Below are 14,262 nucleotides of genomic sequence, written 5' to 3'. Positions count from 1 at the left end.
CGGACCGTCACACGCCCCCGGCAGCCACCACGCCGCGGCGGATCGCGGTGACCGCCTTGGCCGCGGCCGCGCCCACCGGCTCAGCGGTGCCCACCACGTCGCGGATCTGGTCCAGCAGGTCCACGACCTGCCTGCACCAGCGCACGAAGTCCCCGGCGGAGAGCTCGTGCCCGCTGTCCTCGGCGGTGGTCAGCACCTTCTCGAGGGACTCGCCGCGGGCCCAGCGGAACACCGGCCAGGCGAACCCGGCGTCGGGCTCGCGCGTGCGGCCCAGCTTGTGCCTGCGCTCGTCGTCCTCCAGCTCGGCCCACAGCCGCCAGGTCGCGTCCAGCGCCTCGGTGATCGAACCGGACGGCACCTGGGGCGCCAGCCCCTCCCGGCGCGACTCGTAGACCAGCGCGGACACCACGGCGGCGAGTTCGGGGGCGCCCAGATCGCGCCAGACACCCACCCGCAGGCACTCCGCCGCCAGCAGGTCGGACTCGCTGTAGAGCCGGGAGAGCCTGCGGCCGTGCTCGGTGACCTGCGCGGCCTGCGTGCCGGGTTCCTCCCCCGGCTTGCCCTCGGTGGGCGGCAGGTAGTCGCGTTCGGTCAGCAGCGCCACGATGCGGTCGAACGACCGGGCCAGCGAGTGCGTGGTGCTGCTGACCTTGCGACGCAGGCCCTCGTTCTCGACGCGCAACCGCTCGTAGCGCTCGGCCCAGCGCGCGTGCGCCTCCCGCTCGTCGCAGCCGTGGCAGGGGTGGGCCTTCATCGCCCGGCGCAGCGTGGCCAGCTCCTCGTCGTCGGAGGGGTTCGACCGCCGCCTGCCGCGGTTGTCCGCGGAGCTCAGCCCGGTGTTGCGCAGCGACGAGGCCAGATCCCGGCGGGACTTCGGAGACCGGGTGTCGACGTGCTTGGGCAGCTTGAGCTTGCCCAGCGCCTCGACCGGCGAGGTGAAGTCGGCGACCGAGAGCCTGCCCGACCAGCGGTCCTCGGTGACCACCAGGGGCCGCGGCTCGCCCAGCGGTTCCAGACCCGGGTCGATCACCACGGCCAACCCCGCCCGGCGTCCCGCGGGCACGGCGATCACGTCGCCCTTGCGGAGCTTCTCCAAGGACTTGGCCGCCTCCGCGCGCCGGGATTGCCGGTTCTGCTTGGACAGCTCCTTCTCGCGCTGGTTGATGCGCTTGCGCAGCTCGAAGTACTCGCCGAAGTCGCCGAGGTGGCAGTGCATCGCCTCGGCGTAGCCCTCCAGGGCCTCGGTGTTGCGCTCCACCCGGCGCGCCGTGCCCACCACCGACCGGTCGGCCTGGAACTGCGCGAAGGACTGCTCCAGCAGGTCCCGGGCCGCGTCGCGGCCCACTCGCTGCACCAGGTTGACCGCCATGTTGTAGCCCGGGCGGAACGACGAGCGCAACGGGTAGGTGCGCGTGGAGGCGAGGCCGGCCACCTGCTTGGGGTCCATGCCCGGCTGCCACAGCACGACCGCGTGGCCCTCGACGTCGATGCCGCGTCGCCCGGCGCGGCCGGTGAGCTGCGTGTACTCGCCGGGGCTGAGGTCGACGTGCGACTCGCCGTTGAACTTCACCAGCCGCTCGAGCACCACGGTGCGAGCGGGCATGTTGATGCCCAGCGCGAGGGTCTCGGTGGCGAACACGGCCTTGACCAGGCCGCGCACGAACAGCTCCTCGACGGTCTCCTTGAACGCGGGCAGCAGACCCGCGTGGTGGGCGGCCACCCCGCGCTCCAGGGCCTCGCGCCACTCCCAGAAGCCGAGCACCGCCAGATCCGATTCGGGCAGGTTGGCGGTGCGCTCGTCGACGATCTCGCGGATCTGCTCGACGTCCGATTCGGAGGTCAGCCGCAGGCCCGCCCGCACGCACTGCGACACGGCCTGGTCGCAGCCGTTGCGGCTGAAGATGAACACGATCGCCGGCAGCAGTCCGGCCGAGTCCAGGCTGGTCAGCATCTCCAGCCGCGACGGCGGGTGGAACCGCGGTGGCCGCGGGCCCTTGCGCTTGTCCTGCGGGCCACCGCGGCGCCCGCGCTGCGGCAGGTGGGTGCGAGCCAGCTGCTGGGTGTGGCGCAGCAGATGACCGTTGATCTTGAGCTCGCGGTCGTCCGTCTCACCGCCGAACAGGTCGAACATCCGCGGTCCGACCTGCATGTGCTGCCAGAGCGGCACCGGGCGGTGCTCGTCGACCACCACGGTGGTGTCGCCGCGCACCTCCTGCAGCCACTCGCCGAACTCCTCGGCGTTGCTCACCGTCGCCGACAGGCTCGCGACCTGCACGTAGTCCGGCAGGTGCAGGATGACCTCCTCCCAGACCGCGCCGCGGAACCGGTCGGCGAGGTAGTGCACCTCGTCCATGACCACGTAGCCGAGCTGGTCCAGGCCTCGCGAGCCCGCGTAGAGCATGTTGCGCAGCACCTCGGTGGTCATCACGACCACCTGGGCGTCGCCGTTGATCGAGGTGTCGCCGGTGAGCAGGCCGACCGCCTCACTGCCGTGGCGCTCGCAGAGATCGGCGTACTTCTGGTTGGACAGCGCCTTGATCGGCGTGGTGTAGAAGCACCGGCGCCCCTCCGTCAGCGCCAGGTGCACGGCGAACTCGCCCACCACGGTCTTGCCCGCACCGGTCGGGGCGCACACCAGCACCCCTCGCCCGGTCTCCAGCGCCTGGCAGGCGGTCTGCTGGAAGGGGTCCAGTTCGAAGGACAGCCCCGCGATGAACTCGGCCAGTTTCGGATGAGCGCTCCGGCGGGAATGCGCCGCGTACGCGTCGGCCGGCGAGAGCTGGGTCGGGTTGGAACGGCTGGCAGCCACGTCCCCAGGTTTTCACATCGGGGCGACGCCTGTCTCAGCCGAGCCCGAGCCGCGAGTGCGATGCGCCACAACTCACACCGGGTCGATCACGTCCAGCGCCCCCGGCACGTTGCGCACGGTCAGCGGCAGCCGCGCCTGGGGCTCGCCGTCGGCGAAGGCCAGCCAGCCGTTGTCGCCGCCCAGCCGCACCGCGCTCGCCCGCAGCGTGGTGACCGCCGGGTGCGCCACGTGGCCCCCGCTGCGCACCGTGGGCAGGATGCGAAGCAGCTCGCGGCGCGACACCTCGCCCACGACGGTCACGTCGAAGAGCCCGTCGCCGGGATCGGCGCCCGGGCACACCGGGACCCCGCCGCCGTAGAAGGGCGTGTTGCCCAGGGCGACCAGCGTCGCGTTCAGGTCCAGCAGCTTGCCCTCGGTCTCCACCCGCAGCGGCTGCTGCCGCAGTCCGGCCAGCTCCAGCGCCGTCGCCAGGTCGTAGCGGCGCTGACCGCGCGGCCAGCGCATCCGGTTGGCGCGAGCGTTGGTCGCCGCGTCGAACCCGGCGCACAGCACGGTGGCGAACCAGCCGGTGCCCGCGACCTTGCCCAGATCGATGCGCCGCCGCGACTCGCAGCCGATCGCCTCGGCCATCGCCCTGGCCGCCGCGACCGGCTCGCGGGGGATGCCGAGCCCCCGGGCCAGGTCGTTGCCGGTTCCCGCGGGAAGGAGCGCCAGCGCGGTCTCGGACTCCGCGCAGGCCTGCACGGCCAGGTGCGCGACGCCGTCGCCGCCGACCACGGCCAGCACGTCGGCCTCGTCGGCCACCGCGCGTCGCACGGCCGCCTCGGTGCCCTCGGCGGAGGTGGCCATGACCGTCCGCACCTCGCAGACAGCGCGAAGGTGGTCGACGAGCTCGCCGACCACCTTCGCGGTCAGGCCTCCACCGGCCGCGGGATTGATCACCAGGACACAGCGCATGGCCACGCATCTAATCCCACCGGCACCCGGTTCCGCCAGGCCCTGTCGATCTTCAGTTCGGCTCGCGCAGCACCGGCCGGGGCCTACGTGACGTCGTCGTGCTTGATCGCCGAGGGCGTGGGGTCCAGCTCCGAGGGAGAGTCGTCGATCTTGGACGCCTCGTCCAGTCCCTCCTCGGTCAGGCCCTGCTCCTGGAGCTTCCTGGCCTTGCGCCGGTCGTGCCCGCGGCAGATCGCCATCGCGACCGCGAACAGCACGCTCAGCGCCGCGGCCAGGGCGAGCATCGAGAACGGGTCCTGCCCCGGGGTCGCCACGGCGGCGAACACGAACAGCGCGAACACCATGCCGCGCCACCAGCTGCGCAGCTTGTCGTAGGTGACTATCCCGGCGCGGTTGAGCATCACCAGCAGCAGCGGCAGCTCGAAGCTCACCCCGAAGATCACCAGCAGCAGCAGCACGAAGCTGATGTACTTGCCACCGCTGAGCGCGGTGAAGAAGGCCCCGCCGCCGAAGCCGGCCATGAACGTCAACGCCTCGGGCACCACGAAGTAGGCCATCACGGCGCCCGCGCAGAACAGGATCGTCGCGAAGAACACGAAGGTCCGGGCGAACTTGCGCTCGTTGGCGTGCAAGCCGGGGGTGATGAACGCCCACAGCTGGTAGAGCCACACCGGGCTGAACAGCAGCGCACCCACCGACAGGCCGACCTTCATGCGCAGCATGAAGATCTCGAACGGCTCGGTCTGCAGCAACTGGCAGCTGCCGTGCGGGCTCAATCGCTGCTCGGCCGGGAGCTGGCAGTAGGGCCGGAGCAGCACGTCCGACAATGTCGGCCAGCCGAACGGCGCGCTGGAGAACCAGATGAACCCGACGACGGCGCCGATGATCACGGCCGTCATCGCCACCCCGAGCCGGTAGCGCAGCTCGAAGAGGTGGTCGACGAGCGTCATGGTGCCGTCGGGGTTGTGCCTGCGACCCCAACGACGACGATCACCGCGGAACGGGTTCAGACGGCTGAGTGGACTTGCACCCACCTCGTTTTCCCCGTTCTCGGTCAGTTCTTCTGCTCGTTCTGCTGCTTGTCCTCGACCGTGGAAGCGGCCGGCGGCGGACCGGGCTCACCCGAGGTCAGCTCCGGCTTCTGCTCCTTCTCGGCCGTGGCCTGCTTGGCCTTCTCCTCGTCGGCCTTCATGCCGCGCGCCTCGGCCTTGAACACCCGGGCCGACTGGCCGAGCGAACGGGCCATCTGCGGCAACTTGGTGGCGCCGAACAGCAGCACCAGGACCAAGACGATCAGGACCAGTTCCCAGCCACCTGGCAAAGTTGGCATCCTTCCAACCTTTCGTGATGTCCCTGCTAGCGCAATGGTACGCGGGACAGGGTCCGGCAAATAGGCCGTCTTCTGCTTCTCGTCAGCTGCGGCGGCGCTGCGCGAACGCGACCTTCAGACCGGCGACCCGGGCCTTTACCAGGCCGCTCCGATCCCCGATCTCGCGCGCCACCTGCCGCTGCACGGCCCTGAACCGGCGAATGTCCAGGAACGACCGAACCAGCAGCCACACCAGCAGGATCAGACCCACGGCGAGCAGAACAAGAGTCCACACGTACGGCACGCGGCAACCGTAACCCGCTCAGGTGGACGGCAGGTGACGGGTCCGCGTCAGGGCGGCAGCGGCGCGTTGACGCACGTCACGCGCCAACCCCTCCGGGCTGAGCACCCTGACCTGCCCGCCGAGCCCCAGCAGCAGCCGCGCCATCCAGGCCTCGTCGGCGTAGCGCATCCGCACCCGCGCGCGTCCACCGTCCAGCTCAACGACTTCGTCGACCTGGTAGTACTCGGCGACCCAGCGCGCCTCGGGGTCCAGCTCCAGCTCGGCCACCAGCTGGCCGGGTGCGGGCTGGAACAGACCTGCGGAAACGTCGGTCGGCTCGGCCTCGGACGGCGGGCTGGCCGGTTCGTCGAGCAGCACCGCGTGGTCGATTCGGTCCAACCGGAACATCCGAACGCCACGCGCGCTTCGGCACCACGCCTCCAGGTAGCTGCGCCCATCGATGAGCAGCAGACGCATCGGATCGACCGTCCGCTCGCTGATCGCGTCCCGCGAGGCGGTGTAGTAACGGATCCGCAACGCTTGCCGCCCGGTCGCGGCGCGCTGCACCGCGTGCCGCACCTCGGGATCGGCCGCGTCCTGGCCGCCGAGCCCGACGACGACCCCGGCCGGGCGGGCGCGGCCGACGGCGTGCTCGACCTTGGCCAGGGCGCGCTGCACCGCGTCCGAGTCGGGCACGCCCGGCGTCTCGGCCAGCGCGCGCAGCGCGACCAGCAGCGACGTCGCTTCGGAGGCGGTCAGCCGCAGGGGCCTGCGCATGCCCGCGTCGTAGGTCACCGTGATCGAGTCGCTGCCGAAGGACAGGTCGATGAGGTCACCCGGCCCGTAGCCGGGCAGCCCGCACATCCACAGCAGTTCGAGGTCCTTGCGCAGCTGCTGCGGGGTCACGCCGAAATCGGCGGCGGCGTCGACGATCGGGATTCCCGGCCTGCTGAGCAGGTAGGGCACCAGCGCCAGCAGCCTGGGCAGTCGTTGCGTGGCGCTGGTCATCGACCCTCCCCCAGGGCGTCGAGGTGGATCTCGTGGACGGCCTTGCGCAGCGTGTCGGGCTGCAGCACGGCGGCGTCCGGTCCGTAGCCGGCGATCCAACTGGCGGAGTGCTCGGGGTGGATGTCGAGCTCGAGGACGTCGCCGGGCTCGCCGCCCAGCTCCAGGCCGTCGACGACCTTGCCGCGCCTGCGCAACCCCTGCGCGCGCCCCTCGGCGACCCACACCTGGGCCGAGGTCGGCGGCGGTGGCTCGCGCTGGTCGCCCGCGACCAGCCGCAGCAGGTCCACGTCCGGCGGGCGCTGCACGCGACCGGGCTCGCCCACGACCGCGACCTGCCCCCGCACGCGGGAGAGCCGGAAGCAGCGCGGGGCCTCGCGGTCGCGGTCGTGGCCCACGACGTACCAGCGACCGCGCCAGGACACCACGCCCCACGGCTCCACGGTGCGGTGCTTGACCTCGGAAGTCCCCGGCCTGCGGTAGTCGAACTCGACGACCCGCCCCTCCTGGACCGCCGCGTGCAGCGGGGCGAACGCGGGCTCGCTGGTGCGCACCTTGGGCTCGACGGCCCCGGCGGCGCGCTCGTCGACCTCCACGCCTGCGGCGCGCAGCTTGAGCAGGGCACCGCGGGCCGCCGAGGTGAACTCAGGGGAATCCCACAGCCGCACGGCCAGGGCCACCGCAGCGGCCTCGTCGGGCTCCAGGTCGATGTCGCCGAGCTCGTAGTCGCGGCGGGCGATGCGGTAGCCGTCGGCGGAGTCGAACGCCGAGTTCCGACCCGTCTCCAACGGGATCCCCAGGTCGCGCAGTTCGGCCTTGTCCCGCTCGAAGGTGCGGAAGAACGCCTCGTCCGAAGCGGCCTCGCCGTAACCGGCCACGATCCGCCGGATCCGCTCTGCGGTCAGATACTGCCGCGTCGACAGCAGGCAGAGCACCAAGTTCACCAAGCGTTCAGCACGCGCAGTGGCCACCAGGACACTCTAGCTCCGAAGCATTCGATCATGAGTTCGGGTGGCCGCCATTCCCCGAGGAACACCCATTCGAATGACGGTTGATTTCGATTGGCGCTGACGGCATCGGGCACGCGAAACCGATCGGGCAGTTGTTCGGCTCCCTAAGGTGGGGTGCATGCCCGATCAGGTATTGATGATCACCGGAGCCTCCCGCGGCATCGGCGCCGCGACCGCCCGGCGAGCCGCGGACCACGGTTACCAGGTGGCGCTGCTGGCGCGCTCCACCGACTCGCTGACCGACCTGGTGCACGAGCTGGGCGAGCACATCGCGATGGCGCTCCCCTGCGACGTGACCGACTACGACAGCCTCACCGACGCGGTGGCGAAGGTCGAGGAGCACTACGGGCGCCTGGACGCCGTGCTGGCCAACGCCGGCATGAACGTCCCGTCGTCGTTCCTCGGCACCGGGGGCGCCGAGCCGGACCAGTGGCGCGAGATGGTGCTGACCAACGTCTACGGCGCGGCCATCACCGCCCGCGCCGCCCTGCCCGCGCTGGTGCGCAGCACGGGGCACCTCGTGCTCACCGGCTCCAACGCCGGGCGGGGCATCCGGCCCGGCAACCTCTACTCGGCCACCAAGTGGGCGGTGACCGGGATGGCGCAGAACATCCGCGCCGAATGCGTGGGCACCGGCGTGCGGGTCACGCTCGTGCAGCCGGGCATGGTCGAGACCGACATGACCGCCAACCGGACCGACGTGCCCAAGCTGCACGCCGACGACATCGCCAACGGCGTCCTCTACGCGCTCGGCCAGCCGCCCTCGGTCGACGTCAACGAGCTCACCATCCGCCCCACCGGCCAGGCACCGCAGAGCTGACCGCTGCGGCCCGCGGGCCGCAGCGGAACCGGGCGGGGAGGCCCGCTCCGCCGAGCACCGGCGCAGCGGCCGGGGCTCCAGCGCGGCGAGGCACCCCCGCCACGGCGGTCACAGGGAGCTGATCAGGCGTTCCACCCGCTCGTCGATGGCCCGGAAGGGGTCCTTGCACAGCACGGTGCGCTGCGCCTGGTCGTTGAGCTTGAGGTGCACCCAGTCGACCGTGAAGTCCCGGCCCGCGGCCTGCGCGGCCGCGATGAAGTCGCCGCGCAGCTTGGCCCTGGTGCTCTGCGGCGGGGTGTCCTTCGCCGCCTCGATCTCGCCGTCCTCGGTGGCGCGGTCGACCATGTCCTTGCGCTGCAGCATGTCGAACAGGCCCCGGCCCCGCCGGATGTCGTGGTAGGCGAGGTCCAGCTGCGCGATGCGCGGGCTGGACAGCTCCAAACCGTGCTTGCTGCGGTAGCGCTCCAGCAGGCGGTACTTGATCGCCCAGTCCACCTCGCGGTCGATCTTGGAGTAGTCCTGCTGCTCGATCGCCTCCAGCGCCCTGCCCCACAGGTCCAGGATCCGGTCGGTCATCGGATCCGAGCCCCGGCGGGCCACGTGGTCGACCGCCCGCCCGTAGTACTCGCGCTGGATGTCCAGGGCCGAGGCCTCCCGGCCGCCCGCCAGCCGCACCGGGCGCCTGCCGGTCATGTCGTGGCTGATCTCCCGGATGGCGCGGATCGGGTTGTCCAGGCTGAAGTCGCGGAACTGCACGCCCTGCTCGACCATCTCCAGGACCAGGTTGGCAACGCCGACCTTGAGCAGCGTGGTCACCTCGGACATGTTCGAGTCGCCCACGATCACGTGCAGCCGCCGGTACCGCTCGGCGTCGGCGTGCGGCTCGTCGCGGGTGTTGATGATCGGCCTCGACCTCGTCGTGGCGCTGGAGACGCCCTCCCAGATGTGCTCGGCGCGCTGCGACAGGCAGTACACCGCCCCCCGCGGGGTCTGCAGCACCTTGCCCGCGCCGCAGATGAGCTGGCGGGTGACCAGGAACGGGAGCAGCACGTCCGCGATGCGGGAGAACTCGCCGGACCGGCCGACGAGGTAGTTCTCGTGGCAGCCGTAGGAGTTGCCCGCCGAGTCGGTGTTGTTCTTGAACAGGAAGATGTCCCCGCCGATGCCCTCGTCGGCGAGCCTGCGCTCGGCATCGATGAGCAGGTCCTCCAGGATCCGCTCACCCGCCTTGTCGTGGGTGACCAGCTGCGTGAGGTCGTCGCACTCGGCCGTGGCGTACTCGGGGTGCGAGCCCACGTCGAGGTAGAGGCGCGCCCCGTTGCGCAGGAAGACGTTCGACGACCTTCCCCACGACACGACCCGCCGGAACAGGTACCTGGCCACCTCGTCCGGGGACAACCTGCGCTGCCCGTGGAACGTGCAGGTGACCCCGAACTCGGTTTCGATGCCGAAGATCCGCCGCTGCATGCCTCCACACTAGGCGCTGTTCGGGGTTTTCGGCGGTCCGCCGTTCGGGCAGCGGTCGATTGATGTTCGAAGGATTTTGGTCGCAGCCCGTCACGATGATCGCCGCGGACACGTCGAGGCCCGGCTCCGCCGCGGAGCCGGGCCTCGACCGGTGGGAGCTACTCGCTCGTAGCGGAGCCGTCGCCCTTCTCGCCGTCCGAATCGGAGGAAGCCCCTCCGGATGCGGGCAGCAGCGACTTCAGCGCCGCGCCCTTGATCCGCCGGAACGTGCGGTGCTCGCGGGCCCGGTCGAGGACCGCGACCTCCAGCGCTTCGCTGGTGAGCTCGCGGTTGCCGTCCCCACCGGACTGCAGCGCCTTGACCGAGACCTGCACCGCGTCGCCCAGCTCCATCCCGTCGCTGAAGGAGTCCTTGAGCTTGCCGCTGATCGCCTCGGCCTGACCGCCCATCACCACGTACTTCGGTTCGTCCACGATGGACCCGTCGTAGGTCAGCCGGTACAGCTGGTCGGCCTCAGCGGTGTAGCCCACCTCGGCCACGCAGATCTCCACCTCGAAGGGCTTGATCTGCTCGGTGAAGATGGCACCCAGGTGCTGGGCGTAGGTGTTGGCCAGCGACCGGCCGGTCACGTCCCGGCGGTCGTAGGAGTAACCGCGCACGTCGGCGATGCGCACCCCGGCCACGCGCAGCGCCTCGAACTCGCTGTAGCGGCCGACCGCGGCGAACCCGATGCGGTCGTAGATCTCGGAGACCTTGTGCAGGGTCGGGGACGGGTTCTCGGCGACGAACAGCACCCCGCCGGCATATTTGAGCGCCACCACGCTGCGCCCCCGAGCGATGCCCTTGCGGGCCAGCTCGGAGCGCTCCCGCATCAGCTGCTCGGGGGAGGTGTAGAACGGCATCGTCACGTCTGTGCACTCCTGGTTCGAATCTGCTCGCTCGACGGGCTCTGCTCAGGCGTGGCTCAGCCGCCCGGGTTCTCCATCCGGCCGTTGACCACCTCGCCGGCGATCTCGGAGGTGCGCTCCTCCGGCATCCGCACGGCGCCCTCCGGCCCGGTGATGGTGATCAGCGACGGGTAGATGCGCCGGTACACGTCCGGCCCGCCGGTGGCGGAGTCGTCGTCGGCGGCGTCGTAGAGCGCCTCGAAGGCCGCGCGCGCAGCGGTCTCCAGGCCCGCGTCCGGGTCGAAGCGCTTCTTGAGCGCCGACTTGGCGAACTGCGAACCGGAGCCGACCGCGTGGTAGCCGCCGGCCTCGTCGTACTTGCCGCCCACCACGTCGTAGGACACGATGCGCCCGGCCCGCTCGGGGTCGTCGGCGTTCTCGTCGAAGCCGGCCAGCAGCGGCACCACGGCCAGGCCCTGCAGGGCCGCCGCCAGGTTGCCGCGCAGCATCGTGGCCAGCTTGTTCGCCTTGCCGTCCAGCGACAGCGAGACGCCCTCGAGCTTCTCGTAGTGCTCGAGCTCGACCGCGTAGAGCTTGACCAGCTCCTGCGCCACGCCTGCGGTGCCCGCGATGCCGACGGCCGAGTAGGCGTCGGTGACGAACAGCTTCTCCATGTCCCGCTGGGCGATGACGTTGCCCATGGTCGCCCGGCGGTCGCCGGCGATCAGCACCCCGCCGCGGAAGGTGACCGCGACGATGGTGGTTCCGTGCGGTGCCTCGACGGCGCCCTCGGGGGCCTTGCGCCCGTCGGGCAGCAGTTCGGGCGAGGTGGCGCGGAGGAAGTCGGTGAATGACGAGGACCCGGGGCTGAGGTAGGCGGCGGGCAGTGCCTGCCCCGGGAAGAGGGTCGAACTCGAATCCATCAGCGACATCGTCTCCCTAGGTCTGCGACTGGGTGCACTCTAATCATGATCAGCGCGCGCCGGTGGGCGCCGGGCCGAATCGCTCCGGCCCGACGCCTCGGAGCTGTTCGAGAACGCTGCGGAGCCGCTGCACCAGGTGCGGGGCTCGAGCGGCACCGCCGCGGGTTCCGCGCGGTTTCGCGGCGAGGACGCTCCCGACGCCGTGCATCAGGAGGGAACCCGCCGTCCGCGAAGCCGCTCAGGTCCCGCTACCGGCACCGTCGAGCGAAGCAACCCCCGAACCAACTCCGGCGCCTACTGCCCGCCCTTCTGCACGTAGGCGCGAACGAAGTCCTCGGCGTTCTCCTCCAGGACGTCGTCGATCTCGTCCAGGATGGCGTCGACGTCCTCGCCGAGCTTTTCGCGGCGTTCCTGACCGGCGGCCTCCGGCCCCTGCTCTTCCTCGCCGTCGTCACCGCCGCCGTGCCGCTGAACCTTGTCCTGAGACATCTCGCCTCCCGGTGGTTGTCCGAGGACGCTCCAACGAGCGAAGCGTCCTGCCTTGAACACTACCTATCCGACCACCCGTTCGCCCACGTCCAGCCGGGCGTCTTTTCGATCTCCCCATCGTCCTGACGTGCACGAAAGGTAACTTCGCAGCGGGAAACTCACCCCTTCGTCAGCGAATCGACGAGCTCCTCGGCGCTGTTCGAGGCCTCCAGCAACGCTCCGACGTGAGCCTTGGTGCCGCGTAGCGGTTCCAACGTCGGGATGCGCACCAGGGATTCCCGGCCCAGGTCGAAGATGACCGAGTCCCAGGAGGCCGCGGCGACCTCGGCCGGGTACCGCTCCAAGCAGCGGCCCCGGAAGTAGGCGCGGGTGTCCTCCGGCGGCGCGGCCACCGCCTCCTGAACCTCGTCCTCGCTGACCAGGCGCTTCATCGAGCCGCGGGTGACCAGCCGGTTGTACAGGCCCTTGTCCAGGCGCACGTCGGAGTACTGCAGGTCGATCATGTGCAGCCGCGGCGAGGCCCAGCCCAGGCCGTCGCGGCTGCGGTAGCTCTCCATCAGCTTGAGCTTGGCCGGCCAGTCCAGCCGGTCCGCGCAGTCCATCGGGTCACCGGCCAGCAGGTCCAGCACTTCGCCCCAGGTGTTGAGCACGTCGCGCGCGGCGCGCTCGGCGCCGTGGTCCTCGCAGAAGCGCTCCGCCCGCTCGTGGTAGGCGCGCTGCAGGTCCACACCGGTGAACTTGCGCCCGTCGGCGAGCTCGACGGTCTGCTTGAGCGTCGGGTCGTGGCTGAGCAGGTGCACCGCCTGCACCGGGTCGGCCAGCTTGAGGTCGTCGAAGCGCAGCCCGCGCTCGATCATGTCGAGCACCAGGGCCGTGGCGCCTAGCTTGAGGTAGGTGGAGGTCTCGGCGAGGTTGGCGTCGCCGATGATGACGTGCAGCCGCCGGTACTTGTCGGCATCGGCGTGCGGCTCGTCGCGGGTGTTGATGATGCCGCGCTTGAGGGTGGTCTCCAGCCCGACCTCGACCTCGATGTAGTCGGAGCGCTGGGACAGCTGGAAGCCCGGCTTCTCCCCCGCCTGCCCGATGCCGACCCGGCCGGATCCGCAGATCACCTGGCGCGAGGCGAAGAACGGGGTCAGTCCGCCGATCACCGAGGTGAACGGCGTGTCGCGGGACATCAGGTAGTTCTCGTGGGTGCCGTAGCTGGCGCCCTTGCCGTCGATGTTGTTCTTGTACAGCTGGATCGGCGCGGTGCCGGGCACGCTGGCCGCGCGCATCGCGGCCTCCTCCATCACGCGCTCCCCGGCCTTGTCCCAGATGACCGCGTCGCGCGGGTTGGTGACCTCCGGCGCGGAGTACTCCGGGTGCGCGTGGTCGACGTAGAGCCGGGCGCCGTTGGTGAGGATGACGTTGGCCGCCCCGAGGTCGTCACCGTCCGAGCCGTTGGACTGCTGCGCCGCCGTGCTCAGGTCGAAGCCGCGCGCGTCCCGCAGGGGCGACTCGACCTCGTAGTCCCAGCGCGCGCGCCGGGCGCGCGGGATCTCGGCAGCCGCCGCGTAGGCCAGCACGATGTGCGTGGAGGTCAGCACCGGGTTGGCGCTGGAGTCGCCGGGCACGACGATGCCGTACTCCACCTCGGTTCCCATGATCCGCCGCATACTTCGCAGCGTACGGGTTATTCGGGCGCAAGCAGAGTGCCGCGCGCCACAGGATCTTCGACGCACGGCTCGCGGCGCCCGATGCGGCGAGGTGACAGGATCGCCGCGTGGAGGAAGTGGTGGCCGTCTACGACGCGGCCGGGCATGTCGCGGGCGAGGCGCCCCGCTCGGTGATGCGCGCCGAGGGCCTGTGGCACGCGGCCTCGGCCGTCCTGGTGCTTTCGGGTGATGGTGCGCGCATCTACGTGCACCGCCGCGCCGACACCAAGGACGTCTACCCGGGCCTGCACGACTGCACCGCGGGCGGTGTGGTCGCCGCTGGCGAGGACCCCGGGGAGACCGCCAAGCGGGAGCTCGCCGAGGAGCTGGGGGTGACCTCCGAGCCGGTGTTCCTGTTCCGCGAGGTGTTCGCCCAGGACTCGGTTCGCTATCACGCTTTCGTGTACACCACTCGCTGGGACGGCCCGGTGCGCCACCAGCCCGAAGAGGTGGCGGCGGGCTGGTGGACGCCGGTCGCGGAGCTGCGCGAGCTCCTGGCAGACCCGCGCCGGCCCTTCGTGCCCGACGGCCGCCGCTTCGCCGAGCGCTGGCTCGCCGAGGGCTGAGCGGGGCGTCCCGCGCCCGGGACGCCACCCCGCCCGAGCG

General features: G+C 71.0%; 14 protein-coding genes. 2 read left to right on the top strand and 12 right to left on the bottom strand.

The window, feature by feature from the left end; translation table 11 throughout:
• Nucleotides 1-7 precede the first annotated feature (7 nt).
• The 7 genes from ACFQRI_RS15055 to ACFQRI_RS15025 all read right to left on the bottom strand — a co-directional run bounded on the left by ACFQRI_RS15055 (nt 8) and on the right by ACFQRI_RS15025 (nt 7,334).
• Nucleotides 8-2,809, bottom strand: a complete 2,802-nt coding sequence (locus tag ACFQRI_RS15055) for a DEAD/DEAH box helicase (protein ID WP_380668901.1) — start codon at nt 2,807-2,809, stop codon at nt 8-10.
• A gap of 72 nt (nt 2,810-2,881) precedes the next feature.
• Nucleotides 2,882-3,766 carry a diacylglycerol/lipid kinase family protein gene (locus tag ACFQRI_RS15050; RefSeq protein ID WP_380669371.1) on the bottom strand — a complete coding sequence of 295 codons (885 nt, stop codon included), beginning with the start codon at nt 3,764-3,766 and terminating at the stop codon, nt 2,882-2,884.
• An 83-nt stretch (nt 3,767-3,849) separates the two neighbouring features.
• A complete protein-coding gene (gene tatC, locus ACFQRI_RS15045; protein ID WP_380668899.1) occupies nt 3,850-4,800 on the bottom strand; it encodes a twin-arginine translocase subunit TatC in 951 nt (316 codons plus the stop codon).
• Nucleotides 4,801-4,820: 20 nt separating this feature from the next.
• Nucleotides 4,821-5,096: a Sec-independent protein translocase subunit TatA gene (tatA, locus tag ACFQRI_RS15040; protein WP_380668897.1), complete on the bottom strand. Its 276-nt coding sequence runs from the start codon at nt 5,094-5,096 to the stop codon at nt 4,821-4,823.
• A gap of 82 nt (nt 5,097-5,178) precedes the next feature.
• The gene (locus ACFQRI_RS15035; protein ID WP_380669369.1) at nt 5,179-5,370 is read right to left on the bottom strand and encodes a bacteriophage holin; all 192 of its coding nucleotides are present in this window, start codon (nt 5,368-5,370) and stop codon (nt 5,179-5,181) included.
• A 27-nt stretch (nt 5,371-5,397) separates the two neighbouring features.
• Nucleotides 5,398-6,366 (bottom strand): helix-turn-helix transcriptional regulator, encoded by a 969-nt coding sequence (locus ACFQRI_RS15030; protein ID WP_380668895.1) that lies wholly within the window; start codon nt 6,364-6,366, stop codon nt 5,398-5,400.
• Nucleotides 6,363-7,334 (bottom strand): helix-turn-helix transcriptional regulator, encoded by a 972-nt coding sequence (locus tag ACFQRI_RS15025; RefSeq protein WP_380668893.1) that lies wholly within the window; start codon nt 7,332-7,334, stop codon nt 6,363-6,365. Before ACFQRI_RS15025 ends, ACFQRI_RS15030 begins: the two co-directional genes overlap by 4 nt.
• 157 nt (nt 7,335-7,491) lie before the next feature.
• Here ACFQRI_RS15025 and ACFQRI_RS15020 point away from each other — a divergent pair, with 157 nt between their 5' ends.
• Entirely contained in the window at nt 7,492-8,193 is a 702-nt protein-coding gene (locus ACFQRI_RS15020) for an SDR family oxidoreductase (protein ID WP_380668891.1), read from the top strand.
• Nucleotides 8,194-8,301: 108 nt separating this feature from the next.
• On the opposite strand, the gene pafA is transcribed toward ACFQRI_RS15020, so the two are convergent.
• The 5 genes from pafA to dop form a co-directional block, all read right to left on the bottom strand.
• Nucleotides 8,302-9,660, bottom strand: a complete 1,359-nt coding sequence (gene pafA, locus ACFQRI_RS15015; RefSeq protein WP_380668889.1) for a Pup--protein ligase — start codon at nt 9,658-9,660, stop codon at nt 8,302-8,304.
• A 158-nt stretch (nt 9,661-9,818) separates the two neighbouring features.
• Nucleotides 9,819-10,568, bottom strand: coding sequence for a proteasome subunit alpha (gene prcA / locus ACFQRI_RS15010; RefSeq protein WP_380668887.1), 750 nt, complete (start codon nt 10,566-10,568; stop codon nt 9,819-9,821).
• Nucleotides 10,569-10,624: 56 nt separating this feature from the next.
• The gene (prcB, locus tag ACFQRI_RS15005; protein ID WP_380668885.1) at nt 10,625-11,470 is read right to left on the bottom strand and encodes a proteasome subunit beta; all 846 of its coding nucleotides are present in this window, start codon (nt 11,468-11,470) and stop codon (nt 10,625-10,627) included.
• A 294-nt stretch (nt 11,471-11,764) separates the two neighbouring features.
• Nucleotides 11,765-11,959, bottom strand: a complete 195-nt coding sequence (locus ACFQRI_RS15000; RefSeq protein WP_380668883.1) for a ubiquitin-like protein Pup — start codon at nt 11,957-11,959, stop codon at nt 11,765-11,767.
• Nucleotides 11,960-12,117: 158 nt separating this feature from the next.
• On the bottom strand, nt 12,118-13,617 hold the full coding sequence (gene dop / locus ACFQRI_RS14995; RefSeq protein ID WP_380668881.1) for a depupylase/deamidase Dop: 1,500 nt from the start codon (nt 13,615-13,617) through the stop codon (nt 12,118-12,120).
• Nucleotides 13,618-13,733: 116 nt separating this feature from the next.
• Here dop and ACFQRI_RS14990 point away from each other — a divergent pair, with 116 nt between their 5' ends.
• Nucleotides 13,734-14,222 carry an NUDIX hydrolase gene (locus tag ACFQRI_RS14990; RefSeq protein ID WP_380669367.1) on the top strand — a complete coding sequence of 163 codons (489 nt, stop codon included), beginning with the start codon at nt 13,734-13,736 and terminating at the stop codon, nt 14,220-14,222.
• Nucleotides 14,223-14,262 lie beyond the last annotated feature (40 nt).

The sequence above is a fragment of the Saccharopolyspora griseoalba genome, assembly GCF_042665275.1.
Lineage (GTDB): Bacteria > Actinomycetota > Actinomycetes > Mycobacteriales > Pseudonocardiaceae > Saccharopolyspora > Saccharopolyspora griseoalba.
The sequence above is the reverse complement of the archived record's forward strand: the minus strand, read 5'-3'. Positions and strand labels throughout refer to the sequence as shown.